The following is a 24,348-nucleotide window of genomic DNA, read 5'->3' on the forward strand; positions in this document are numbered from 1 at the left end:
TATGGAAATGCTCGTTGCTTCAGCCATTGGGATCATGACCGCTGGCGGTATCTATCTAACGCTCCGCTTGCGGACGTTCCCAGTTATTATGGGTATCTCGCTGCTGACCTATGCGGTGAACGTGTTTTTATTCGCCTCAGGCCGGTTAACGATCGGAGCCCCACCAATTTTGCGCGATGGGGTCGACGTTTATACTGATCCTTTGCCACAAGCACTGGTTCTGACAGCTATCGTCATTTCGTTTGGGATGACGGCGGTTGTCGTGATGATCGGTCTTGGTGCCTATCTTGGCTCTGATGACGACCATGTGGATGACCAACCCGTCGACATTGATGGTGAAACGGAGGGCAATTCATGACACATTGGATTATCGCGCCTATCGTTTTGCCAGCCTTGCTAGCGCCCTTTATCGTTCTGGCCGCGCGTTATCATATAGGCATCCAACGGGTGTTTTCCGTGACTGGCGTCCTTGCGCTGATCACCATCGCAGCGGGGCTCGCTTGGCAAGCTTCTGATGGCACGATCACGCTGTATCAGCTGAGTGATTGGGCAGCGCCTTTTGGTATTGTTCTGGTCGCGGACCGGCTGTCGACGATGATGGTTCTGTTGACGGCGGTTCTTGCACTGTTCGTTTTGCTCTATGCCATTGGATCAGGTTGGGACGATCGGGGCCGACATTTCCATGCGCTATTCCAGTTCCAGCTGATGGGGATTATGGGCGCGTTTCTGACGGGCGACCTCTTTAACCTCTTTGTCTTTTTCGAAGTTCTCTTGATCGCCTCTTACGGTCTGATGATCCATGCAGGTGGCGATGCGCGGTTGCGCGCCGGCGTACAATACGTGCTCTTTAATCTTATCGGCTCGACCCTGTTCCTTTTCGCGCTTGGGTCGATCTATGCCGAAACTGGCACGCTCAACATGGCCGATCTTGCAGAGCGCGTTGCGCTGATCAGTCCAGATGAGACTGTCGGAATACGTATCGCCGCAGTTCTTTTGCTGCTGGTATTTGCGATCAAAGCTGCGGTTGTACCGCTGCATTTCTGGCTGCCGTCCAGCTACGCCGAAGCGCCTGCGCCTGTTGCAGCCCTTTTTGCCATCATGACAAAGGTGGGCGCCTATGCGATCATCCGCGTTTACACCATGATTTTCCCGCCCGACCTTGAAGCAACGGCTGGGCTCTTTGGTCTTTGGCTTTTGCCCGCGGCTCTGGTGTCGCTTGCCATCGGCATGATCGGTGTTTTGGCCGCCAAGCGTCTGGATCGGCTCGTCGCGTTTTCTGTTATCGGTTCAATGGGCATGGTGATGATCTCTATCGCGCTCTTTACCCCGGAAGGGATTGCCGCGGCACTCTATTACATCGTGCATTCGACGCTGGCAGGTGCGGTACTGTTCTTAATCTCTGATCTGGTCCGGACCGGGCGCACCGATCTGGAAATCACGCCCCAACCGACTATTGCAGGCGCCCCACTCACCGCCGGGCTGTTTTTCGTTGGTGCGATTGCGATGGCTGGATTGCCACCTTTGTCAGGATTTCTAGGTAAGCTGCTGGTGCTCAATGCATCGTATGATTCAGATCTTATGGTCTGGATTTGGATTGTCGTTCTAAGCTCAAGCCTGATCAGCATTCTAGGTTTTGCGCGCGCAGGGTCCGTGCTGTTCTGGAAATCAACCAGCGTACCGCCAACCGATGAAACTTCTGCGCTGCCCCACCCCGCAGCGCTGTCTTATGTGGCTGTTGGCGGGCTGATCTCGCTGTTAATTGCACATACTGTTTTTGCAGGACAGGTGCATGGCTATACGACAACTATGGCCGCACAGCTTTTTGCACCTGAACCTTACAAGGCTATGGTTCTAGATACAGCTGGCAAGCTTAGCAAACCCTCCAAGGAGGAGCATTGATATGGCACGTGTAATCCGTTGGCTACTGCCTCACCCAATACTGACGCTGCTTTTGGTTGTTGTTTGGGTAATACTTCAAAATGAAGTCTCTGCCGGGATGGTTGTATTTGGGGTTTTCTTGGGCATCGTTATCCCCCGCGTGACATCCGTTTGGTGGCCGGAAACCCCAACAGGTTTTCACCTGAGCAAAATGGTCAGCTACGGCTGTATTGTGATCTGGGATATCATAGTCGCCAATATACAAGTTGCCTGGATCGTCCTGACCGTCCCCAATTCAAAGCTAAGGCCCGCTTGGATCATAGTTCCGCTTGAATTGCGACAACCCGAGGCGATTACGATGCTTGCAGGCACCATCACGCTGACGCCGGGGACAGTGTCCGCTGATTTGTCCAGCGAAGGTAACAGCTTGTTGGTCCATGTTCTGCATACCGATGATCCTGATGCTGTTCGCGATGATATCATGACACGCTACCAAAGCCGGCTGAAGGAGATTTTCTCATGACAACAGCTTTGTGGGTTATGGATACTGCACTCATCATCGCCTTTGTAACGCTGGCCCTTGGCCAAGCGCTCTCAATGGTAAGGCTGGTGCTCGGACCGACTATCGGGGACCGGATTTTGGCACTTGATACGATGGTCATCAATGCCTTGGGCTTTGTGGTCCTTCTGGGTATTCATCAAGGCATTCAAATTTACTTTGAAGTCGCCTTGTTGATTGCCATGTTGGGGTTTGTGTCCACCGTGGCGTTGGCGCGCTTCATTCTACGGGGGGACATCATCGAATGACCGCTGAAATTATCGGAACATATGCCACTGCCATTTGTTTGCTGATTGGGTCAGGCTTTGTGATCGTCGGTGTTATTGGACTTCTGAAATTCAACGACCCAATGACACGTTTGCATGCGCCTACCAAGGTTGGCACGATTGGGATCGGCATGTTGCTGTTAGCCTCCATGATCCATACATTCACATTGGGCGAAACATCCTTCCACGAGCTGTTGATCATGGCGTTTCTATTTGTAACGGCACCTGTTTCGGCAAACTTTATCGCCAAGGTCAACATCCACCGTCGGTCTTGCGAAACGCCGCCCTCACCGCCGCTCGACGATATGTGGTCGACACTGAACACGCCCGAAGAGGATCAAGAGATCGAAGGCGTGCCGGACCTCTAGGTATCCTAAAGATGTCAGTGTCGCGTGGTTCTCTTACCGCAGAGAGAAGTCTGATGAGCCGTCGCAGTCAAAATAATCACACAATCCAATTGTCAGGCCAGTCATGGGCATGACGCCAACCCGACAATGGCTTGTGCTGGTGGGGCTAGCGCTTGGTGTGACCGTGACAAACGGGTTTGCACGGTTTGCCTATAGTCTGCTGTTGCCAGCGATGCAGTCCGAGATGGGCTGGAGCTATGCACAGGCGGGCTGGTTGAACACTGCGAATGCTCTTGGTTACATTGGAGGTGCAGCGCTAACGATGGCCTTTATACGGCATATCTCGCCTTCCAGCTTGTTTGCCTTTGGCTTGATCACAACGACAATTTCGCTTCTAGCAACTGGCATGAATGATGCCCTTTGGTGGCAGTCACTTTGGCGCATTTTTGCTGGCGTTTGTGGCGCGATGTCCTTTGCCACAGCAGGTGCATTGACTGCTGGTCTGTTCCAAAATGATCCGCGCCGAAACGCGCTCGCCATCGCGATATTGTTCGGAGTAGGCGGGGGATTAGGCATCGTATTGGCCGGATCGGCATTACCATTGATGCTGGATGCTTACGGCCCAGCGGCCTGGCCAATCGGCTGGGTTATAATCGGAATGATTAGCCTCATTTTCTTGCCCGTAGGCCTATGGTCAGCCACACAACTGCGCACGGCCCCCTTGCTGCTCTCTCTTGCTCGACCCTTGCCAGTACGCAGGATGTTACCAGAATTTGCTGGATATGCAGGGTTTGGGCTTGGGTACATTGTGTATCTAACCTTTCTGTCTGCTTGGATGACGGAACAGGACGCAGGCGCTCCGTTCATAGCCATGATCTGGGTTCTACTTGGCCTGAGTATCTGCTTTTCACCATTTGTCTGGCGGCGCGTCCTTGCGCGCCATGCCTCGGGCCTGCCGCTTTCGTTGATCTTGGTAGGGATCGCCGTAGGGTCCGCTTTGCCCGTGCTGGCACCCGGAAGCCTGACATCAATAGTCTCAGCGGTCGTGTTCGGATTAAGTGTGTTTATGGCACCCAGCGCCGTTACAAACTTCACCCGCAAAAACCTCCCGGCCGAAAGTTGGGGACACGCGATCAGCCTGTTTACTGTCGTGTTCGCGGTGGCCCAAACCCTCGGGCCGATTGGAGCCGGCCTGCTCGGCGACTTCTTTGGAAATATCGGCTTCAGCCTACTGGCTGCCGCTGGGCTGCTTTTGATCGGCGCTGTCATAGCGTCTTTTCAAAAACCGCTGTGAACGCGATGTGGGCTCCGCCTCAAGGGCTTTCGAAACCGGCGCCAAGCCTACCAAATTATACTCGGCAACAATGGCCTGCTGCTGGGACATCATGAACCAGCTAAATAACGGCGTTTCCTTCCAGAGACTGTTTGAAATGGTCCTTCGGCAACAATCGAAACCGAATTTCAGAGACTTCGGCGGCTACGAGTCGGTCGCATCTAAACGCACGAGGCGCTTCCCGAAGATGATCAAAAGCCATTACGTACCACACAGGGTAATTTAGGAGCAGATAGTGCGGCTCGATCTTCCGCCTTGAAGCTTCACCGGCTTCGTTTTCGTAGTGGATCGTCAAAGCGCGTTGATCCAAAAATGCCTGATGCAGGGCCTGAACCGCTCTAGTGTTGGTCGTGACGACAGACCTTTGGACATACGTTGATGCCGTGCTTCCTATTAATACTCTGGACTTCAATCCGCTCACTTTGTGGCGTTTGTCAGAAGAGAATGATGCAATCAATTGACGTCTGACTGATCCAAGGTTTGCTAGAAACATTGGTGACTTCATCTGCTCTGCAACTGCGAGACTTATGAGCAGGTCTACAGCCTCAGGGTAGCTCAAATTCAGACGCCCCACACCCCAATTTCGATCAAGTCGGACCCCTCCTCCGCGACCGCGATCGGCATCGATGGGCATTCCTTGATCACGCATCAATTGCAGGTCACGTGCGATGGTCCGTTCGCTGACGTCGTGCAAATCTGCGAGTATTTTGATGGTGCACAACTCTTCTTGTTTTAGCTGAGTGGCCAACAATTCAAGCCGCCTCAGCCTATCTGATGAATTTGCGCGTGCCATTAGAGAAATAAGACATAAAATGTCTTATTTGACAATACATGGGTCAGGACACCAATCAAACCCAAGGAGATTTCTAATGTCACCCGTTACCATTCTAGCCCCGATCAAGCTTGCACAGGGAAAGACTGAAGCTAACCTGCTTGCTGCTTCAAAAACGTTTCAATTGGATTTCGTCGCTAACGAAGCCGGTGTGCTGCGGCGTGAGTTGGTGCGCAAACCGGACGGTACATACTTGGATATTGTCCAGTTCCGCAGCCATGAAGATTATTTGGATGTGGTCAAAAAAGAAATGGAATCGCCGATTTGCGCCGCATTTTTCGCTGTGATGGATCTTAGCGACTTCGATCCAGAAGCGGAGATGGACGTCAATTTGTCCCTCGAAACCTACTAATGGATACTGGTGGTGGCCCTGTCACATGGGCCACCGACCCAACTTTTGTAGAGGAATCTAATATCGGTTCGAGCAGACATTCGATCGGCTTCGGCCTATGGGAACTTTGTCCCGTTGTTCTTGAATTCGTGTTAGCGCCCGTACCGAACTTCTTGCAAGGGTTGCCGCAGGCTGTAGCGATTGCCAGTTTTGGGGTCGCCATTATTTATGCAGCAGTACCTGATGTTCCCTTGCTAGTTTGAAACGCCCAATTCGCCCTATCTAGCCAAACGAATGCTCCACCAATGCAGTCAGATTACAGATGTGCGCGGTGTGTCAGCGATGGCAGAAATAAACGTAGAAAAGAGCTCGCCTTGCGAACTTATGCGCAATTTTGCGTAGATGTTTCTTCTGTGAATTCTGACGGTTCCGGAGGAAATTCCCAACAGCTTCCCTAGAGCATCAGCAGAATGTCCGCGCAAGGTTAGCTCAACGACTTCTCGTTCCCGCGGGGTCAGAACACCTTCGCCAATTTTAAGAAAAGCGCGTTCGATGTTTGTATCTGCAGGGGACAATTGATCAGGCGCTTCGATCGCCGTATCGCGCCAATGCCGGCGGCAGGCGGCGTTGATTACGGGCCAAACCGCTTTCAGAGTCTTCATTTCCGACTTGCTGAATTTGCGGGTCTTGCGCATCAACGACACGACAATGGTCAAATTTTCATGCACATCGACTAGAAAACCCACCTCTTCAGCCAGACCCGTACGTGCATAATAGTTGCGAAAATACTCACCTTGATAGAATCGATCAGGCGCAATCTCTTTTAATCGCCAAGGACCCGCTTCAACATCGCCTGTCGCGGCTAGGTAAAACGGATCAAGCAGGTATGGTCCCTCTTGATAATCGTCCACATGCATCACCCTGCGATCAGGCGAAAAATCATCATAGAGCGCTAGCGGACGGGCATTGCCCACGTAACCAAAAACCACTGTGAAGTCGAATTCCACGATGCTTTGTAGCGCCTTAGACAAAATCTCGGGCAGCGTATCGCTTTCGAGGTTGTCGATGATCTGTGCGGTTTGTGTGTTCCAGCTGATCAAAATTTCCATCCCTTCACTCATCTATAACAAAAAGAATATTTACATAAAGACCTAAAATTTCCTTGAATAGGCCATCAATGAGATATGCTCTAAATGAACAATGTGAAAACTATTACGACTAACGATGAATATACTCAGGAGGTCTCGGCAACAGGTCCGGTTGCTGAGCTGCGGGGCGTGTCGAAAAACTATGATGACGTGCAAGCTGTCAAGAATATTGACCTGAGTATTGCTCCCGGAGAATTCCTATCGTTTCTGGGACCATCCGGGTGCGGCAAAACAACGGCTCTGCGGATGCTTGCGGGATTTGAAACACCGTCCGAAGGCACTGTCTTGATTGACAGCAAAGACGTCTCCGGCTTTGAGGCCTACCAGCGGCCCGTCAATATGGTCTTTCAGAGTTATGCCTTGTTTCCGCATCTCACGGTCGGCCAGAACATTGCGTATGGCCTCAAACAACAGCGTCCGAAACTGGCGCGCGGCGTCATTGCGGATAAAGTTCAGCGAGTCCTCGAAACGGTCCGACTGAATGAGTTTCAGGACCGGCGCATCTGGGAAATGTCAGGTGGTCAGCAGCAGCGCGTTGCCCTTGCCCGCGCCATCGTGAATGAACCCAAACTTCTTTTGCTGGACGAACCCCTTGCCGCACTGGACCGGAAGCTGCGCAAGGAAATGCAGATTGAGCTTCAGGACCTGCAGCGCCAACTGGGTATCACCTTTGTCCTCGTGACCCATGACCAAGAAGAAGCCCTGTCACTCAGCGACCGCATCTGTGTCATGCGCGCGGGTGAAATCGTTCAGGTTGGCACGCCACGCGATCTGTATGATCACCCACAAAGTAGATACGTCGCCGATTTCGTTGGAACTTCCAATTTCTTTGAAGGCCAGATCACCACTGTTGAAGGAAAGACAGGACGGATTTCACTTGCAGATGGCGAAACCTACGACGCGGTCTGTTCAGAAGTAATGTCCGTCGGCGAAGCTGCATGTGTCAGCATCCGCCCAGAGCAAGTCCGAATGAGCAGCGCCCAGGCTGCAGGGTCGTTAAACGTGACGATCCAGAACCGGATTTTTCTCGGGGAACATACCGAATATCTCGTCCGTCACGCCCAACTTGGCAACATCGCGGTCATGACACCCCGACAATCTGACAACAGTTTGGATGCTTTGCAAAAAGGCGACACCGCGTGGATTCACTGGAACCCCGACGCGGCTTTGATTCTGAAAAATACCTAAGACTAAAACCCACCCAACAAGGAGAACTGAACAATGTCAGATGATACCCAAATCACTAAGAAGAAGTTCATGGAGGAGCTGCGGAGCTATCAGAAAGGCTCTGTCACGCGACGGCATTTCCTTGGCGTTACCGGATTGGGAGCGGCCTCAGCCGTAATGGGGACCGCCCTGCCAGGTCTCCGCGCAAGCCCGGCCTTTGCAGCAGGTGATATTGGTGATCGTGTTGTCCTTGCCACTTGGCCAAACTACCATGATCAAGCGAACTTTGACATGTTCACAGACAAAACCGGCGCGTTTCTACAGGTGAATGTCTTTGGCTCGAATGAAGAAATGCTCGCAAAGCTTCAGGCCGGTGGCAGCGGATGGGATGTCTATGTGCCCACCAACTACACAATCACAACGTATGTTGAAGAAGGGCTTATCGAGCCTCTTGATGTCTCCAAACTGCCAAACTACGACGCCAGCGCATTTGATCCGCGCTTTGCAGATGCCGGCACAGTCGACGGTGTTCTGTATGCAGTGCCAAAGAACTGGGGCACTACTGGGTTTGCGTTGAACACCAGCCATACCGGCGGCAAGGCCATGGACAGCTGGAAAGATTTCTTTGATCGTACGATGGACGATTTCTCCGGCCGCACGATGGTCCATGACTATCAGTTGACCACCATTGGTGCCGCGCTGAATTACCATGGATATTCCTTTAATTCAGTCGATGAGAAGGAACTCGCGGATGCGGAAAAACTGCTGATTGATGTCAAACCACATCTCTTTGCAATTTCCTCAGATTATCAACCTTCGATGCGGTCAGGCGATGCTTGGATGACGATCTGCTGGACTGGTGACGGCAAGCAGTTGAACACCGACATCCCGGATATTCAGTACATTCTGGGGAAAGAGGGCGGCGAGCTGTGGAGCGACTATTACGCGATCCCTAAGGGCGCACCACATACCGAAGCGGCCTATGCTCTGATCAACTTCATGCTCGATCCGGAAGTGAACGCACGCGAAGTGCTAGCGCACGGATATCCTGTTGCAGACAGCCGCACGAACGCATTGCTGCCAGAAGAAATGCTGAACGATCCGATCCTCTACCCGGCAGCGGAACTATTGAACGCACTTGAATTTGGCGCAGCGGCCACGCTTACGGATCCCAATCGGGCCGAGTTGATGGCACGTTTCAAGTCAGCTTGAACTAAGAAAGAGAGCGGCAGCACATGACACAGCGCACAAGAAACTGGCTTCTAGTCGCCCCTGCGGGCACTTGGTTGTTGGTCATGCTGGTGCTGCCACTCTCAGTCGTCTTTATTTTCAGCTTTGGCGAGCGCGCGCCTTCAGGCGGCTATGTGCCTGCATTCACATTTGAGCAATACGCCAATCTTCCAGCGCGGTTCACAGCTTTCAAAAATACGTTGATGCTCGCACCACTGGGGACGTTGGCTGCACTGATAATCGCCTATCCCTTGGCCTATCAGCTTGCAGTACATACCAGTGACAAATGGAAAACTCTGCTGCTTGTGCTGGTGATTGTGCCTTTCTGGACCTCAATCTTAATCCGCAGCTATGCATGGATCTTCATCTTAGGCGGGCGCGGTATACCCGCTTTGCTCGACATTGTGGGGGTTGAGGACGTGCGCCTGATCAATACGTCCTTCGCCGTGCTGGTCGGCATCATTTATGGTTACCTGCCGCTGATGGTCTTTCCGATCTATGTCAGCCTTGACCGCCTAGACAAACGCCTGCTTGAAGCGTCTTCGGACCTAGGCGCGCACCCCTTTTCAACCTTCCTGAAGGTGACATTGCCGATGTCTATCTCGGGCATTGCGACGGGCTGTATGTTGGTCTTCATCCTCTTGATGGGTGAGTTTTTGATCCCGGCTCTATTGGGCGGAGGCAAGGTATTCTTTGTAGGCAATGCACTGGTTGATCTGTTCTTGCAATCACGCAACTGGGCCTACGGTTCCGCTGTGGCGGTGATGCTGATCGTGATCATGCTTGTGACTGTCACCCTTTATATGCGTCTGATTTCGCGGCTGAATGGTCAGCGCGAAGACGCACCGCTAATGTGAGGTCCTATGCGCATCTACGCCATATGTGTCTACGTTTTCCTCTACACCCCCATCGCCATCATTGCGCTGTTCAGTTTCAGCGCAGGCCGGAGTGCAAGCCAACTCGAGGGCCTGTCTGTCAAATGGTATGGTCGCGCCCTTAACAATCCGTTTGTGATGGATGCACTTGGCAACAGCCTGTTTGTAGCCTTCGTTTCCGCGACACTCGCCAGCATTTTAGGAACATTAGCAGCAGTCGGGTTACAGGGCATTCGTGGGCCAGCCCGCGCATTTTTTGATGCACTCATTTACATCGCGGTGATGATCCCTGGCATCGTGATTGGCATCGCGACACTCATTGCCTTGGTATCTGTCTTCGGCTTCATAAACCCGTGGCTCGCCGCGATGTGGCCAGAGGGCGAAGCCGCGCCACAATTATCGATGGGCATGGGGTCACTGATAGCTGCGCACACCATGTTCACCCTCGCGCTTGTTATCATCATCGTGCGCGCCCGTCTTGCAGGGTTAGAAGGCGCGTTGAACGAGGCATCAGCCGACCTTTACGCCACGCCCTTTGGCACTTTCCGCCAAATCACATTGCCTCTGATCGCACCTGCGATCCTTGCAGGGTTCCTGCTGAGTTTCACGTTTAGCTTTGACGATTTCATCATCGCCTTCTTCGTGGCTGGATCGGAAACGACACTGCCCATTTATATCTTTTCCTCCATCCGCCGGGGCATCACCCCTGAGGTCAATGCCATCGGTACCATGGTCATGGTTGCGTCATTGATCATGCTCGTCATCGCGCAACTAATTCTCAGGCGTGGTGCCAAACGATGATCCTTACCGCTACGAAAGGAATATGTTTTGCTTCTTAAAAACAAAGTCGCCTTTGTCACTGGCGCAGGATCCGGCATTGGTGCTGCAGGCGCGCAAGCGATGGCGCGTGAAGGGGCATATGTCTTTGTCACAGACCGCGACCTAAAATCCGCACAGGCTTTGGTACAATCCTTAGATGTCGAAGGATGCGCCGCCGAAGCAATCCAACTGGATGTTACCGACGACGAGGCACTGACCGCAGCGATCACACATGCGGCACACGTCAAAGGCCGATTAGATATCCTGCATTCCCACGCGGGCCTTCAAATCGAAGGCAAACTCGAGGATGTGGCGGTTGCCGATTTGGACGCGTCATGGGCCCTGAACGTGCGTGCACATTTTGTCGCCGCACAGGCCGCAATCACCCCCATGCGCGCCCAAGGTGGTGGAAGCGTTATCATCACGTCCTCAAATTCTGGGGTGCAATATGACCGCGAGATGATCGCTTATGCCACGACCAAGCACGCTGTGTTGGCAATGACGCGCCAAATGGCGGCCGACTACGCCAAGGAAAACATACGATTTAACGCGCTCTGCCCGGGCTTTATCGACACGCCTTTCAACCGCGGGTTTGAGATTCAGATGGGCGGGCGCCGAAAGCTAGATGAATATGTCGAAACCACAATACCGATGGGGCGTTTTGGAACCGTAGAAGAGATCGCCAACGCGATCGTGTTCCTTGCATCAGGTAACTCATCCTTCATGACGGGGCATGCTTTGGTCATCGACGGCGGCGAATGTATTTGAACGGGCAATAGGCCCTGATCGAGAGGAACCATCAAATGAGCGAGACATCCAGAGGCCGACTTGTTGGGAAAACAGCCGTCATTACTGGAGGTGCTGCAGGCATCGGGCGCGCGACTTCCCTTATGTTCGCGCGTGAAGGCGCGCGGGTGGTCATCATCGATATTCAGGAGCATGCAGGCAAAGAAACCGTGGAAATGATTGAGCAAGCCGGTGGCACAGGGCACTTTTATCATGCCGACGTTTCCAAATCGAAGGAAGTCGACGGAGCATTTGATGCCATCAAAGCCGACATCGGAGCCTATGATATTCTCTTTAACCACGCAGGTACCATCATCGTCAAACCCCTGCACGAATCCACGGAAGAGGATTACGATCGACTAATGGACATAAATGTTCGTTCCGCGTTTCTGGTGTGCCGCCGTGCATTGCCGGAAATGGTTTCGAATGGCGGTGGCTCGGTTGTCATCACAGCCTCCATCGCCTCGGAACTCGGATATGCACTTGAAGCGTTATACTGCATGTCCAAAGGCGCTGTCCTTCAACTGGCCCGCACTATTGCCGTGGAATACCGTGAGCAAGGCATTCGCTGTAACGCTGTCTGCCCGGGGTTTGTTAAAACTGCACATGGCTTACGCGAGATTGCGGAGCTTGATGATGCTGGCCAAACTTGGGAGGATGGCGATCTAGTCGCCACACAGGGCCGTATCTGCGAGCCGGAAGAAGTGGCAACGGCAGTAACATTTCTCGCCTCAGATGATGCGAGCTTCGTCAATGGACATGCGCTCTATGTTGACAATGGATGGTACACGAAAGGGTGAGTTTTCGGCGATACAATCGGCCAGCTTGCACTTTGAGCCGTTAGTTGCTTCCCCTCAATTCGCAGTCTGCCACGGCGATGAAAGGGACCGGCCATGTGCTCAAATTCCGACAGTTACTTGGTCAACGCCGTCATTTTTCTCATCGGGGATGTCGAAGCGCCGGGGTTCATGAACGTGTAAAATGGACACTGCTCAAAGCATGATCGACTACACCGAAGATCGCTTCGATAAATTGAGTCCAATGTGATATTTTTCGCGGGTATCGCGAACATCAGCAGTGGATGACCTGAAAGACATCTGATCCTGCCGCGACCGCGGCGCGCACACCTTCTGCAGAATCTTCAATGACCAGCGTTTTGGCCGCCGGGAACCCCAATTTTTGGATCGCGCGAGTAAAGATGTCGGGGGCTGGTTTTGCAGGAAGATCATCAGAGACTGAAACAACGAGGTCGAAATACCCCAGTAAGTTGATCGCCTGCAAGGAGGCGGTTGCGACTTCAACTTCCGCATTGGTTCCCACTGCCAGTGGATGCGACTGGCCAATCGTTTGAACAAGCTCAACCGTTGCGACAATGGGCGACACTTCAGTTGCCGTGCTGATAAACGCATCAATGCTCTGCCGAGTCGCCAAGTGAACGTCAAAAGGTCCCGACACATCCGCCGAGAAGGCCGACAGGAGTGACTGGCGGTCAAGGCCTGTTCGGTGTGCATACCAGCGGCGATTCAAGTCATACCCCTGCGCGCGCACGGCGGCCTGAAATGATTTAAAATGAGTTTCGCTGCTGTCGACCAACGTCCCGTCACAGTCAAAAATCACCGCGCGGTAACCGCCCGCGATGATCTCCGAGTGCCAGTTCTTTGACGAGACCCGTCGCTGGACTCCACCGGAAAACAGGATGCTATCCATGGTAAACCAACGCCTCCATTCTATGCTGCCACAAGACGTGAAAGGCCTGCGTCAAATTGAATTGCAACGGTGTCACCTTGTGCGAATGGTTTCTCCGTCACGCCAGTGATAACCAAGAGTGATCCGATTGGACTTTCCACCGTGTATTGAATTTCTTTGCCGAGGTAGGCCGCGTAGCTGACCTCTCCTTTGATTCCGGGTTGATCGGCGGTCGCCAGATGCAAATTATGGGGTCTCAGAACCATTTTGGCTTTACCTTTTTGCAGCGCACCGTCACGGACTTGATATTTCTCACTTCCCAAAATCACTGTGGCTTTGCCATTTGAAACGCTCTCAATTTCGCAGTCTGCTAAATTAGCATCTCCGATGAAGTCCGCGATGAAGGCAGAACTCGGCGTCTCGTAGAGGTCGTTCGGCGAACCTTCTTGAGCGATCTCGGCATTTTTCATCACGATAATGCGGTCTGATACAGCCATCGCCTCTTCTTGATCGTGGGTCACATAGACTGCGGTCAGGCCAAGGCGTTGCTGAATTTGGCGGATTTCTTCGCGGACGTGGCGGCGCAGTTTCGCGTCAAGATTTGAGAGTGGTTCGTCCAGCAGCAGAACTTCAGGTTCCAAGACAATGGCGCGCGCGACGGCAACGCGTTGTTGTTGGCCGCCAGACAACTCACTCGGCAAGCGATCGCCAAATCCTGACAGGCCAACCAATTCCAGTCCATGCTCCGCTTTTTCCGCCGCTTCTGCTTTGGGCATTGATTTGACGGTTAAGCCGTAGGCGACGTTTTGGCGTACCGTCATGTGTGGGAATAATGCGTAAGATTGGAACACCATCGATACTTTGCGGTAAGTGGCCGTCAGATGAGTTACGTCTTCGCCACCGATATGAATGCTGCCAGATGTCGCCAACTCAAGCCCTGCAATCAAGCGCAACGTCGTGGTTTTGCCGCATCCCGATGGGCCCAGCAGGGTGACAAGCTTGCCAGGATCAATAATTAGATCAAGGCTCTTGAGTGCAGTGACCTCGCCAAATTTCTTGACGACGCCCTCAAAGCGCACGGAACCAGGGGTGGATTTTGTCATAGGTCTCTCCAGTAATTGGCCTGGTTTCAAGCCGTGGTTTGGACGCGATCAGTACGACGCAAGCGCCGTGATCCGACAAGAAGTTGAAGCAGCAAAATTACAGCAAGCATGGTGACGATGAGGACGGCTGAGTAGGCAATCGCCAGCCCGAATTCACCGTTCTCTACCCGTCCAACAATAAAGGACGTCGCCATGTTGTGCTTGGCGCTGACCAAGAAGATCACAGCACTGACGGAGGTGATCGCACGCACAAAGCTGTAAGTTAGAGCGGCCAATATCGCCGGTCCCATCAAGGGCAGGATCACGCGCCGCACCGTTGTAAAGCTATTGGCTCCCAACGTGATTGAGGCCTCATCGAGGCTTTTGTCCAATTGTGACATGGCGGCAATGCCACCGCGGACACCGACGGGCATGTTACGGAACACAAACACAATGATTAGGATGATACTTGTCCCGGTCAGTTCAATCGGTGGAAAGTTAAAGGCCATGATGTAGCTGACACCGATCACGGTGCCGGGGATGGCAAAGCTGAGCATAGTTGAGAACTCAAACAACTCTTTGCCCACGAATTTTTGACGTACCAAAAGATAGGCAGTTGAGAGCCCGACCAGCGCGGTTAGTGGGGCGGCAATCGATGATATTGTTAGCGTGGTAAAGTAACTATCCCAAGCCACGCCGGAAAGCCGCCCAGTTGAGAAGTCGACCCCAAAGGCGCGGATGTAATGGGCGAAAGTAAAGCTGTGATCGTATCCCCAAAGTTTCACAAAACTGCCGAAAACGATCATCGAATACACCACGGCTGTAAGCGCAGCCCACGGCAATGCAGTGCCGTAACACAGTGTTTTGACCATCGGGCTAAGCGATGCGTTCTGGCCGGAATCAGCCTTACCCGTGATCGTCGCATAGGATTTTTTGCCCAACCACATCCGCTGAAGAAGGAAGGCTGACAGCGTGAGCGTCAAAAGCGCAATAGCAAGAATGGCAGCTTTGGCTGGGTCAGCGACAGCTCCGACAATTGCGAAATAAATCTCGGTTGACAGCACCGAATACCCACCGCCCAATACTAATGGGTTCCCAAAATCGGCAAGGCTTTCGATGAATCCTAGCAAGAATGCGTTTGCCAAACCGGGGCGCATTAACGGCAAGGACACATAGCGAAAGGTCTGCCAACGGTCCGCGTCAAGTGTCTGGGATGCTTCCTCCATTGAGGGGCTGACACCTTGCACGACGCCGATTAGCACCAGAAATGCTATTGGGGTGAAGGATAGCAGCTGCGCAAAATACACACCCCAGAAACCGTACAGCCAGCGGGTTTTTTCCATCCCAAACAGATCTGCTGCAAAATCCGTGACAGTACCGTTTCGGCCAAAGAGTAGTATCAACGCAAGGCCGATCACGAAGGGCGGTGTGATGATTGGGATCACCGTGAGGATCCGCAATAATTTCTTGGCGCGAAAATCGGTGCGGGTGAAAATCAGCGCGAAAGACAGACCTAGGAGTGTTGTGCCTACGCCCGTCAGAACGGCTAGAAACAGTGAATTGACGGCCACACCGCAGGAACGGTCCGAGGCGAGGCACCGAAGCCCCCAGATGTCACTGCTAAAGAACCGTGGGAAAAAACTGGTCAAGTTGTAGCCGTTTTCAACCTCAAACGCGCGGACCAAAATGTGCATAACAGGGAAGAATACAAAGACACCGACAAGCGCGATGATCAGCCCGATCGTGCTGACCACAAACGCGTCGCCACGACCTTTTCCAGATTGGGACATTGAAACGGTCAGGGCGAACAATAGCCCCGCGATGCAAACAGCAGCACCAACGCCCATCGCGGATTGACCAGCATTGATGGTTTCACCTGTGAGCAAATCTTCGAGAACACGCGGCCCAGCGCGAACGATCACCAAACCCTGCAACGCGACCCAAACAAGTCCAAGCGCAGCCAATGCCAGAGTATTTTTGGCGCGAGCCACAGGTCTTTTTGAGGTGAGCACAACAGCTAAAGCTGCTGCCAACAAAAGACCAATCGGTGCCAACCACCAATGACCTGCAGAGATTACAAGCGAGAGGCCGCTTGAAGGCTCCGAATCCGTTAGCCATTCGAAGGAGAAAAAGCCAGCGTCCGTCATATGCCAAGGCAGCAAGGCAAAGCCAACAAGCCCAGCGACGAGCCAGAACAGAACCGTTCGTTTCATATCAAGTCCAGTGAATTAGGAGAGAGGGTGCCCCTACAAGAAAGGGCACCCAATGGTCGGCATCACCAAATCAGGCAACGCTGACAGAGAGGCTTAATTTGCAGGATCACCCACATCAGAGTCCCAACGTGCCAACAGCCGCGCACGTGTTTCGCTCGATCCATAAGTTGCGAAGTCGTAATCGATCAACTTGATCGACGCGAGATCGGGCGATTCAGGAGCAACTTCCGCATTGGAGTTTGATGGAACTTGGAAAGAACCTGTTTCCGGCGCGCGCGATTGAATATCAGCGCGTAGGGCGAACTCGACCCAAGCCTTGGCACCCTCAAAGTTTCGCGCGCCTTCGATGATGCTGACAGCACCAACCTCATAGCCCGTCCCCTCGCAAGGTGCGACGGCGACCAATGGGAAGCCCTGCGATGCAAGGTTGACCATATCGTGCATGAAGCCAATCGAGACACCAGTTTCGCCGCGCGCGGCCGCTTTTGAGGGAGCTGAGCCTGACTTGGTGTATGAGTTTACGTTCTTGCCGATGGTAGCCAATTTGACGAAAGCTTCATCCTCGCCAAAAAGCTGAACAAATGTTGCAAGTTCAGTATAGGCAGTGCCTGAACTGTTAGGGTTCGCAACCTGAATTTCGCCGACGAAGCGTGGGTCCTCTAGGTCCGCCCAGCATGCTGGCGGTTCGACGCCTTTTTCGGCCAATATTTCTGAGTTGTATGCCATAGCCAAAGCACCGGCATATATGCCAACTGTTTTGCCATCGGAGATGGACGACATGTTCTGTGCCCAACCAAGCAAATCCGATGTATCAACGCCCGAAGGCTGGGTCAGCCCTTCCTCTGCTGCGATCAAATGCGGATCGCCGGTGCCACCCCACCAAACGTCGATCTTTGGGTTGCCTGATTCAGCCCGGATCTGCGCAAGTGTTTCGCCAGTTGATTTACGGACCATCAGCACGTCAGCGTCAGGGTTTTCAGCTTCAAATGCCGCGACCATCAAGTCGCACCAATCTTGTTCAGCGCTACAGACAACGCTGATTTCATCAGCAGATGCGGCGGTTGCGCCCGCAATCATCAATGCCGCTGATGAGACCAAACCAAGTTTATTCATGTCTTCCTCCCAGAAGTATTTCACGCCACCACGGATGTGTCCCCGGTCGGCTTGGTCAGGATAGTGAGCGATGACGAAAACGTAGACCGAACATACATTAACAATGCTACAGGCCGGGATGTATCTCGTTAACAGAGTTACAAAGCGTCGCTGCTTTGTAATATTTGAAACGATAAAGCTGAGACTGTGGGGCAGATTGCCGGTAGTTAGATAATCAGGTCGACGGAAAGCTAATAAATGAATCGCGCTAAGATTGGGATTGTGGACGACGAAGTTGGGATGCGCGATGCGCTTGTCGCGTTGCTGACCGAAAATCATTTCAATCCGGTGCCCATGGAAAGTAGCGCTGATTTTTTGGTGATCCGTAAGTCGGTCGACTTCGATCTGGTACTGATCGATTTGCAGCTAAAGGGCGAAAGTGGCCTCGAATTGGCCATGAACATTCGCCGTAACAGTGACTTGCCTATCGTGATGTTGACAGGTCGTGGCGATGAGACCGACAAGATTGTTGGGCTCGAAATCGGCGCTGATGACTATCTGCTCAAACCCTTCAATCCACGCGAGTTGATTGCACGCATTCGCGCCGTTCTGCGCAGGTATGGTAAGTCGACCGCCATGTCATTGCCATCGCCAGTAAGTGATCAAGAGACCGCTTTAGGGAGGCTGGTCGTAGACCGGGTGAACAAGATCGTTAGCACGCAAGATGGCATTGTAGTGCCACTGACAAATGCCGAGTACCGCTTGCTCGACTTCTTTCTTGATCGGCCTAATGAGGTCATCCCACGTGTTGATTTGCTTGCAGAAATTGGCAGCGATCTGACACGCTATATGGACCGCACAATTGATGTTCTGATCCTCCGTCTTCGGCGCAAGATTGAGGAAAACCCCTCCAAGCCAGTCCACCTGCAAACCAGACGCGGACAAGGATACATCTTTGTCACGGGCAACGAAGGATCAGGCTATTGAGTTTTTTTAGCCTGCGGACAGTGCGCGGCAGGCTTTGGGCGGCCCTAACGCTATTGTCGGTTGCCGTGTTGTCGGCCAGCGCAGTGACATGGTTTGCATTGCAACGGGTCGATGCCCGTTTGCAGGATTTGCACAGAGAAACGCTGAGCCAAGTTGCCCAGGCTTTGGACTTGTCAAAGCGATCAGCGGACTTGGCGACGTCTGCGCCTTATCTTCTCAACCAACGTTCAAATTTTCTGATCGGGCAAGAAGGGGCAAAGTTGCTCACCGTTCTGGATCGCGTCCGGACCGATTGGCCAGAGATACCGTTTAGTGATGCCCCGGGTGAACAGCCGCCTGTTTCCGACATTCTGGATAGTATGAACGCAGGGGTTACCGATCTCGTTGCAGCGTCGCGCAGTCTTGATGCGTTGCAAGCGCAGTTGCGGCTTCAAACTGCCGTGCTTGGTGTCCTTAGGAACACAGCGACGACCTCGATTGCCTCGCCGAATGAAAATGACGCGACGCGTCTCATCTGGTGGTCACTTCAAAGTATGAACGCAGATGCGTTGAACGCCGCTTACGCGGGGAACTTGATCGGTGTAGGCGAAGAACAACGCCATTATTTGCGCCAACGAGAAGCGGTAAACACCACTCAACTCACCCAAGAACAAGAGAGCTTTCTTGGGCGGGTAGAAGCTGCCGTATGGGGCAGTACGGGCGTATTCGAACTTCGTCGTCAAGAACTGTCTCGTAACCTTGCTGCGCAGAATGCGCTCTTTCGAATTCGCCATGATGCAAACCGCATCAATGATCTCGCGGGTGAATACGCAGATCAGGCAGAGGCGTTTTTAGCGCGTGAGCGGACGGCCTCATCTCGCACGATCCGAGTGACGCGCATCTCCGTGTTAGCCATCAGCGCGCTCAGCCTTGTCTTAGCGGTGACTGCGGCACTCTATGTTTCGCGGTACGTCACGTTCAACATCACACGCGTGTCCGCAGCGATGGTCCGGCTTGCAAACGGAGACCGTGCTAGCGCTCTGCCGCGCCGCCTTGGCGGTAAGGATGAAATCGGAGACCTCTTTCGGTCATTCCGAAGTTTCCGCGCCAATGCCTTGCGGCTGGACAGATCCAACCGGCAACTTGACCAACGCAACGCTTTATTTGAGAAGGTTTTCACGAACATCTCTGATGGCATTGCCATTGCCGACCCAACCGGTCGGGTATCCGCGAGAAACCCTGCATTTGCCAAGATTCTGCACCTACCGGATAGTTCCCAAGAGGTGATCTCATTCGTCGATTGGCTGCATCAAGGACGTTTTGCGAAAGCGGCACAGAGGATTGACCTAATGCAAGATCATCGTGGATTTTGCGAACTTGTGTCATCAGACGGTCAGGTCTTGGAGCTGCGTTCAAGCAAATTACCTGACGACGGCCGTGTCTGGCTCTTGGCTGATGTTACAGAGCGTCGCAAGATGTCTGATCGGCTCCAACAAATTGACCGCATCGAAACACTGGGTAAGGTCGCGGGTGACACCGCCCATGATTTTGCCAACATCCTGTCCACCATCCGCACCCATGCGCATCTGATTGAAACGCGGGGCCACAGCGATGCGAAAGATAGCCTCGATTCAATAGGGAATGCCGTGGATTTTGGCGCGTCTCTGACTGATCGCCTTTTGGCATTTGCCCGCAAACAAAGCCTAGCACCAGAGTTGGTAAACCTAAACGTTCTGATCGAGGGCATGGCTGATCTTGTTGAAATCGGCCTCAAACCAAACGCGGAGCTGGATATCTCTTTACCACTGAAGCCGCTGCATGTTCGCGTGGACCCCGGTCAGTTGGAATCCGCGCTTTTAAATCTGATTTTGAACGCGAATAACGCTATCGCCGACGAGGGACACATCAAAGTCACACTGGATCAACACAGCACAAGCCAAGCATGCATATTGATAGAGGACGACGGGCACGGCATGCCTTTGGATATTCTGGATCACGCGATTGAGCCATTCTTCACAACTCGCGAGGCGGAAGGTGGAACTGGGCTTGGCCTGTCCATTGTATACGGCTTTATCCGGCAAACTGGCGGACACCTGAACATAGAAAGTAAAGTAGCGCGCGGTACACAAATTGAAGTACTTCTACCTCTTGCTACGGTTGATAATGAGAAACCGAAAATCGCTATTGCAAAGACATCCTTGCTTGTTGAAGACGACCCGAAGACGCGGAAAGTTGTCAGGAAACTTCTCGAAGATCTCGGATACGATGTTACTTCGAGTGGGAGCGGTCAGAATGCGCTGACATTGCTTCAGCAGAACCGTTTTGATTTGCTGCTTAGTGATTTTGATCTAGGCGGGACCATCGATGGTCTTGACCTCATCGAGATGGCCGCGCGCACGAAAGCCGCAACAAAAACCATCATCATGTCGGGCAAATCATCAGCCAAGAAAACCGTGCCCGATTACACAGTGTTCATTGATAAACCGGTCACATACGAAAAACTTGCAGATGCTCTTGAAGTAGAAGAGCATTCGTGAGCTGCCAAAAATAGCGGACGCCATAGTGGGTCCGGTGTCCGGTATTGGTTCAAGATGGGTGGCTTGGTTTTTTACCGCGCCGATATGGTCACTGTCTGTAACCTACCATCTTCGCGTTGAGCCGCAAAATTAGCCCAAGGAGAGCTTGTTGGTCTGACGTTTCGATCGCAAGAAACGGCGTTGTTGTTCAGTACTAGTGTGCGTACATTCAAAAAGGGGTAGTTGCATGCAGTATCATTTGAATGGCTTTCGACCCGGTGATCCTGCGGTCGCATTACAGACACCATCCGCGACCGATCAAAGCGACGTTGATGTTTTGATCGTGGGGTGCGGCCCGGCCGGCCTGACGCTGGCCGCGCAACTTGCCGCATTTCCAGACATCACAACCCGGATTATGGAGCGCAAAACCGGTCCACTTGAAGTCGGCCAAGCTGACGGCATCGCATGTCGCTCAATCGAGATGTTTGAAGCCTTTGGGTTCGCTGAACGGGTTCTGAAAGAGGCCTATTGGGTCAACGAAGTCTCGTTCTGGCGACCAGATGCCGAAGGCAATGGCTTGCACCGGGCGGACCGCATTCAAGACGTTGAAGACGATCTGTCAGAGATGCCTCACGTCATCCTCAGTCAAGCGCGTATCCACGACTTTTACTTGGATGTGATGCGTTATTCTTCGCATCGAATGGAACCTGATTATGACCGCGAACTGATTTCGCTGATCACGACCGAGGACCCGGATTACCCCGTCACCGCGACGTTCAGTTGCTTGGATACGGAAGGTAAGATTGAAACGATCCGCGCGCGGTATGTCGTTGGCTGTGACGGTGCGCGCAGCGTTGTGCGTAAATCCGTAGGTCAAGAGCTTATGGGCGACTCTGCGCGACAGCTGTGGGGGGTCATGGACGTACTGGCCGTCACAGACTTCCCCGATATCCGACTTAAGACCGCCATTCAGTCACAAGACCTTGGCAGCATGCTGATCATCCCCCGCGAGGGCGGTTATCTGGTACGGTTGTATATCGAATTGGATGCGCTGCAGGGGGAAGAGCGAGCCGCTGATCGCGACGTATCGCCTGATATGTTGATCCAAAAGGCGCGCGATATCCTCAGCCCCTTCCTTCTCGATGTGAAAGAAGTTGCATGGTGGTCAGCCTATGAAATCGGCCAACGGGTGTGTGACGCTTTCGATGATGTGCCAGTTGTCGAACGAGGCCAACGCACTCCGCGCATTTTCATCGCTGGTGATGCCTGCCACACGCATAGCCCTAAGGCTGGGCAAGGCATGAATGTTTCCATGGCGGATGCATTTAATCTGGGTTGGAAGCTTGCGGCCGTTCTGCGCGGTCAGGCAAAGCCAATGTTGCTGGACACCTATTCGGAAGAGCGCCGCGCCAAAGCAAAAGAGCTGATCGATTTTGATCGTGACATGGCGCGACTGTTCAGCGCAAAACCCAAGAACGCCGGCGAGGCCGCGCAGTTTCAAATATATTTCAAACGACATGGTCGCTACACCGCTGGTGTCGAGACACGATATGATCCGTCCATCATTACCCGAACAACCAAGCATCAGACCCTTGCAAATGGACTAACAGTCGGGATGAGATTCCATTCCGCCCCGGTTATTCGATTAGGCGATGGCAAACCTATGCAGCTGGGTCATGTTTTAAAAGCTGATGGTCGCTGGCGCATATTTGCCTTTGGAGGTGCGGAGGATGTGGGCCAGCCTGGAGGCGGCATCGCTGAGCTTTGCGACTACATTTCACATCCAACTAACCCTTTCGGCGCTACCGTTGGGAAGGGCGAACATGTCGACAGCGTGATTGATGTCCGCGCCATATTTCAAATGCCGCATCAGGAAATGAAGTTCGAAACGATGCCAAGCCTTTTGCGGCCAACGAAAGGCCTCTACCGCTTGGTCGACTATGAAAAAGTGTTCTGTCCAGATTTCAAAAATGGCCTTGATATTTTTGATCAAAGAGGAATCGATCGACAGAAAGGTGCGCTGGTAATTGTCCGCCCCGATCAATACATCGCTAATGTGCAGCGGATGACCGACTTTGATGACCTTGGATTATTCTTTGTCAGCCTCATGAACCCAAACTGAGTTTTCATGGCCTCACTCACACAGCGGGTATTGGCGATACCGCAATAATCGGCAGTAAGGTTCCGCACGGCAAACTACCAAGTTGGGTTTACCTGACCAACGCGGTGAGATGTCTAGTTTGGGGCCATCAATACAAATGCTGACGTTGGGATGAAACTCCGCTTTGTCAGAACTCAGCGGCTCTAGCTGCGCGAAATCTCCCTAACCAAATCGTTTGTTTCTGGTCTTGTTGCCTGATGCCGGTAGCGTAGGGCCACTACCTCACGGGCGAGTTCAATGTCCTTGATCGGGAGCGATACTAGCCCCCGATCAGCTGGGATTGCTGTCGCAGGGAGGATTACGGCTCCGGAGCCCTGCCTTGCAAGTTCAATCAACCAGTCCACGCGGTTGGAACGATATGCTGCATAAAGGACATGCCCATGACCGGCACACGTCTCATGAAGTGTATCGCGCATCTCGCAATTTGGCCTGTTTAGCATGCTGGTCTTGGCCAGGTCCGCGAGGGACACCGCGTCCTGGTTCGCCAGAGCGTGGCCGATCGCAACGACAACACGGTACTCCTCCCGATAGAGAGTATCTATGCGATAGAGCTCGGGGCTCACATTTTCGGCTGTAACGACAATATCGAAATCACCGCCCCGAAGCCCTGAAAACAGAGCTTCAGATGGTGCGACGATCAATTCGATCTCGGCTTGAGCTAAGCGCGCCCGAAACCGTTCCACGGCCTCTGAAACTTTATTGTGACCAATCGTTTCACCAACACCAATTCTGATTGGAACCCTTTCTAGTCTCGTGTGCCTGATTGCCTCAGCCTTAGCTTCCTGAGTTTCTGTGTGAACCCTCTTAAGCCTTGTAAACATCAGCTTTCCAAGCGGAGTTAGGCGACAACCCGCACGGTCTCGGATGAACTGTGCGCCACCCAGCTCTGCTTCCAACTTCTTGATGGCAGCCGTGAGAGAAGGTTGCGACACGTTGGATGCACTTGCGGCGTGCGTCATGGGACAAGGGCATATCGAAATTTGATGCGATGAAACTCAATGCAGGAGACGACCGAGAAAACTCAAATTCTTCAGATGCTCACAACACTGGCCCTAATCACA

At 52.8% G+C, this 24,348-nt stretch carries 23 protein-coding genes; 16 read left to right on the top strand and 7 right to left on the bottom strand.

Annotated features, from left to right (window positions below):
- Window position 1: 1 nt before the first annotated feature.
- From C1J03_RS22690 to C1J03_RS22715, 6 genes are all read left to right on the top strand, one after another.
- Entirely contained in the window at window positions 2-358 is a 357-nt protein-coding gene (locus C1J03_RS22690; RefSeq protein ID WP_114888649.1) for a Na+/H+ antiporter subunit C, read from the top strand.
- The gene (locus C1J03_RS22695) at window positions 355-1,899 is read left to right on the top strand and encodes a monovalent cation/H+ antiporter subunit D (protein ID WP_114888650.1); all 1,545 of its coding nucleotides are present in this window, start codon (window positions 355-357) and stop codon (window positions 1,897-1,899) included. Before C1J03_RS22690 ends, C1J03_RS22695 begins: the two co-directional genes overlap by 4 nt.
- A gap of 1 nt (window position 1,900) precedes the next feature.
- On the top strand, window positions 1,901-2,401 hold the full coding sequence (locus tag C1J03_RS22700) for a Na+/H+ antiporter subunit E (RefSeq protein ID WP_114888651.1): 501 nt from the start codon (window positions 1,901-1,903) through the stop codon (window positions 2,399-2,401).
- On the top strand, window positions 2,398-2,685 hold the full coding sequence (locus tag C1J03_RS22705; RefSeq protein ID WP_114888652.1) for a K+/H+ antiporter subunit F: 288 nt from the start codon (window positions 2,398-2,400) through the stop codon (window positions 2,683-2,685). The genes C1J03_RS22700 and C1J03_RS22705 overlap by 4 nt, the downstream gene beginning before the upstream one ends.
- Window positions 2,682-3,071, top strand: a complete 390-nt coding sequence (mnhG, locus tag C1J03_RS22710; protein WP_114888653.1) for a monovalent cation/H(+) antiporter subunit G — start codon at window positions 2,682-2,684, stop codon at window positions 3,069-3,071. Before C1J03_RS22705 ends, mnhG begins: the two co-directional genes overlap by 4 nt.
- Before the next feature lie 109 nt (window positions 3,072-3,180).
- Window positions 3,181-4,344, top strand: coding sequence for a YbfB/YjiJ family MFS transporter (locus C1J03_RS22715; RefSeq protein WP_254694136.1), 1,164 nt, complete (start codon window positions 3,181-3,183; stop codon window positions 4,342-4,344).
- Window positions 4,345-4,444: 100 nt separating this feature from the next.
- Here C1J03_RS22715 and C1J03_RS22720 read toward each other — a convergent pair whose 3' ends face one another.
- On the bottom strand, window positions 4,445-5,134 hold the full coding sequence (locus tag C1J03_RS22720; RefSeq protein WP_216825885.1) for a helix-turn-helix transcriptional regulator: 690 nt from the start codon (window positions 5,132-5,134) through the stop codon (window positions 4,445-4,447).
- 118 nt (window positions 5,135-5,252) lie between these two features.
- Here C1J03_RS22720 and C1J03_RS22725 point away from each other — a divergent pair, with 118 nt between their 5' ends.
- Window positions 5,253-5,567 (top strand): hypothetical protein, encoded by a 315-nt coding sequence (locus C1J03_RS22725; protein ID WP_114888656.1) that lies wholly within the window; start codon window positions 5,253-5,255, stop codon window positions 5,565-5,567.
- Between the two features lie 290 nt (window positions 5,568-5,857).
- Here C1J03_RS22725 and C1J03_RS22735 read toward each other — a convergent pair whose 3' ends face one another.
- Complete coding sequence (locus C1J03_RS22735; protein WP_254694137.1) at window positions 5,858-6,655, bottom strand: helix-turn-helix transcriptional regulator; 798 nt, start codon at window positions 6,653-6,655, stop codon at window positions 5,858-5,860.
- A gap of 84 nt (window positions 6,656-6,739) precedes the next feature.
- Here C1J03_RS22735 and C1J03_RS22740 point away from each other — a divergent pair, with 84 nt between their 5' ends.
- The 6 genes from C1J03_RS22740 to C1J03_RS22765 are packed head-to-tail and all read left to right on the top strand — an operon-like array spanning window position 6,740 to window position 12,371.
- On the top strand, window positions 6,740-7,882 hold the full coding sequence (locus C1J03_RS22740) for an ABC transporter ATP-binding protein (protein WP_114888658.1): 1,143 nt from the start codon (window positions 6,740-6,742) through the stop codon (window positions 7,880-7,882).
- A gap of 33 nt (window positions 7,883-7,915) precedes the next feature.
- Complete coding sequence (locus C1J03_RS22745; RefSeq protein ID WP_114888659.1) at window positions 7,916-9,073, top strand: ABC transporter substrate-binding protein; 1,158 nt, start codon at window positions 7,916-7,918, stop codon at window positions 9,071-9,073.
- A 23-nt stretch (window positions 9,074-9,096) separates the two neighbouring features.
- Window positions 9,097-9,948: an ABC transporter permease gene (locus C1J03_RS22750; protein ID WP_114888660.1), complete on the top strand. Its 852-nt coding sequence runs from the start codon at window positions 9,097-9,099 to the stop codon at window positions 9,946-9,948.
- A 6-nt stretch (window positions 9,949-9,954) separates the two neighbouring features.
- Window positions 9,955-10,767 carry an ABC transporter permease gene (locus C1J03_RS22755; RefSeq protein WP_114888661.1) on the top strand — a complete coding sequence of 271 codons (813 nt, stop codon included), beginning with the start codon at window positions 9,955-9,957 and terminating at the stop codon, window positions 10,765-10,767.
- A 27-nt stretch (window positions 10,768-10,794) separates the two neighbouring features.
- Window positions 10,795-11,553, top strand: coding sequence for an SDR family NAD(P)-dependent oxidoreductase (locus C1J03_RS22760; protein ID WP_114888662.1), 759 nt, complete (start codon window positions 10,795-10,797; stop codon window positions 11,551-11,553).
- A gap of 35 nt (window positions 11,554-11,588) precedes the next feature.
- Window positions 11,589-12,371, top strand: coding sequence for an SDR family NAD(P)-dependent oxidoreductase (locus C1J03_RS22765; protein WP_114888663.1), 783 nt, complete (start codon window positions 11,589-11,591; stop codon window positions 12,369-12,371).
- 271 nt (window positions 12,372-12,642) lie between these two features.
- On the opposite strand, the gene C1J03_RS22770 is transcribed toward C1J03_RS22765, so the two are convergent.
- The 4 genes from C1J03_RS22770 to C1J03_RS22785 form a co-directional block, all read right to left on the bottom strand.
- Entirely contained in the window at window positions 12,643-13,278 is a 636-nt protein-coding gene (locus tag C1J03_RS22770) for an HAD family hydrolase (RefSeq protein WP_114888664.1), read from the bottom strand.
- A gap of 20 nt (window positions 13,279-13,298) precedes the next feature.
- Window positions 13,299-14,360, bottom strand: coding sequence for an ABC transporter ATP-binding protein (locus C1J03_RS22775; RefSeq protein ID WP_114888665.1), 1,062 nt, complete (start codon window positions 14,358-14,360; stop codon window positions 13,299-13,301).
- 26 nt (window positions 14,361-14,386) lie between these two features.
- Window positions 14,387-16,552: an ABC transporter permease gene (locus C1J03_RS22780; protein ID WP_114888666.1), complete on the bottom strand. Its 2,166-nt coding sequence runs from the start codon at window positions 16,550-16,552 to the stop codon at window positions 14,387-14,389.
- Between the two features lie 93 nt (window positions 16,553-16,645).
- Entirely contained in the window at window positions 16,646-17,665 is a 1,020-nt protein-coding gene (locus tag C1J03_RS22785; protein WP_114888667.1) for an ABC transporter substrate-binding protein, read from the bottom strand.
- Window positions 17,666-17,902: 237 nt separating this feature from the next.
- Here C1J03_RS22785 and C1J03_RS22790 point away from each other — a divergent pair, with 237 nt between their 5' ends.
- From C1J03_RS22790 to C1J03_RS22800, 3 genes are all read left to right on the top strand, one after another.
- Complete coding sequence (locus C1J03_RS22790; protein ID WP_114888668.1) at window positions 17,903-18,631, top strand: response regulator; 729 nt, start codon at window positions 17,903-17,905, stop codon at window positions 18,629-18,631.
- Window positions 18,628-21,147 carry an ATP-binding protein gene (locus C1J03_RS22795; protein ID WP_254694138.1) on the top strand — a complete coding sequence of 840 codons (2,520 nt, stop codon included), beginning with the start codon at window positions 18,628-18,630 and terminating at the stop codon, window positions 21,145-21,147. Before C1J03_RS22790 ends, C1J03_RS22795 begins: the two co-directional genes overlap by 4 nt.
- 226 nt (window positions 21,148-21,373) lie before the next feature.
- Window positions 21,374-23,248 (top strand): FAD-dependent monooxygenase, encoded by a 1,875-nt coding sequence (locus tag C1J03_RS22800; protein WP_114888669.1) that lies wholly within the window; start codon window positions 21,374-21,376, stop codon window positions 23,246-23,248.
- A gap of 182 nt (window positions 23,249-23,430) precedes the next feature.
- Here the strand turns inward: C1J03_RS22800 and C1J03_RS22805 are convergent, their stop codons facing one another.
- A complete protein-coding gene (locus C1J03_RS22805) occupies window positions 23,431-24,246 on the bottom strand; it encodes a LysR family transcriptional regulator (protein ID WP_114888670.1) in 816 nt (271 codons plus the stop codon).
- Window positions 24,247-24,348: the final 102 nt, after the last annotated feature.

It is taken from the genome of Sulfitobacter sp. SK012, from assembly GCF_003352085.1.
Lineage (GTDB): Bacteria > Pseudomonadota > Alphaproteobacteria > Rhodobacterales > Rhodobacteraceae > Sulfitobacter.

Excerpts from the sequence above, each read along its gene's own strand:
- C1J03_RS22695 (WP_114888650.1), top strand. The coding sequence starts at position 355 with ATGACACATTGGATTATCGCGCCTATCGTTTTGCCAGCCTTGCTAGCG.
- C1J03_RS22805 (WP_114888670.1), bottom strand. The coding sequence starts at position 24,246 with ATGACGCACGCCGCAAGTGCATCCAACGTGTCGCAACCTTCTCTCACG.
- C1J03_RS22800 (WP_114888669.1), top strand. The coding sequence starts at position 21,374 with ATGCAGTATCATTTGAATGGCTTTCGACCCGGTGATCCTGCGGTCGCA.
- C1J03_RS22775 (WP_114888665.1), bottom strand. The coding sequence starts at position 14,360 with ATGACAAAATCCACCCCTGGTTCCGTGCGCTTTGAGGGCGTCGTCAAG.
- C1J03_RS22770 (WP_114888664.1), bottom strand. The coding sequence starts at position 13,278 with ATGGATAGCATCCTGTTTTCCGGTGGAGTCCAGCGACGGGTCTCGTCA.
- C1J03_RS22765 (WP_114888663.1), top strand. The coding sequence starts at position 11,589 with ATGAGCGAGACATCCAGAGGCCGACTTGTTGGGAAAACAGCCGTCATT.
- C1J03_RS22690 (WP_114888649.1), top strand. The coding sequence starts at position 2 with ATGGAAATGCTCGTTGCTTCAGCCATTGGGATCATGACCGCTGGCGGT.
- C1J03_RS22750 (WP_114888660.1), top strand. The coding sequence starts at position 9,097 with ATGACACAGCGCACAAGAAACTGGCTTCTAGTCGCCCCTGCGGGCACT.
- C1J03_RS22700 (WP_114888651.1), top strand. The coding sequence starts at position 1,901 with ATGGCACGTGTAATCCGTTGGCTACTGCCTCACCCAATACTGACGCTG.
- C1J03_RS22785 (WP_114888667.1), bottom strand. The coding sequence starts at position 17,665 with ATGAATAAACTTGGTTTGGTCTCATCAGCGGCATTGATGATTGCGGGC.
- C1J03_RS22725 (WP_114888656.1), top strand. The coding sequence starts at position 5,253 with ATGTCACCCGTTACCATTCTAGCCCCGATCAAGCTTGCACAGGGAAAG.
- C1J03_RS22735 (WP_254694137.1), bottom strand. The coding sequence starts at position 6,655 with ATGGAAATTTTGATCAGCTGGAACACACAAACCGCACAGATCATCGAC.
- C1J03_RS22740 (WP_114888658.1), top strand. The coding sequence starts at position 6,740 with ATGAACAATGTGAAAACTATTACGACTAACGATGAATATACTCAGGAG.
- C1J03_RS22715 (WP_254694136.1), top strand. The coding sequence starts at position 3,181 with ATGACGCCAACCCGACAATGGCTTGTGCTGGTGGGGCTAGCGCTTGGT.
- C1J03_RS22755 (WP_114888661.1), top strand. The coding sequence starts at position 9,955 with ATGCGCATCTACGCCATATGTGTCTACGTTTTCCTCTACACCCCCATC.
- C1J03_RS22780 (WP_114888666.1), bottom strand. The coding sequence starts at position 16,552 with ATGAAACGAACGGTTCTGTTCTGGCTCGTCGCTGGGCTTGTTGGCTTT.
- mnhG (WP_114888653.1), top strand. The coding sequence starts at position 2,682 with ATGACCGCTGAAATTATCGGAACATATGCCACTGCCATTTGTTTGCTG.
- C1J03_RS22705 (WP_114888652.1), top strand. The coding sequence starts at position 2,398 with ATGACAACAGCTTTGTGGGTTATGGATACTGCACTCATCATCGCCTTT.
- C1J03_RS22790 (WP_114888668.1), top strand. The coding sequence starts at position 17,903 with ATGAATCGCGCTAAGATTGGGATTGTGGACGACGAAGTTGGGATGCGC.
- C1J03_RS22745 (WP_114888659.1), top strand. The coding sequence starts at position 7,916 with ATGTCAGATGATACCCAAATCACTAAGAAGAAGTTCATGGAGGAGCTG.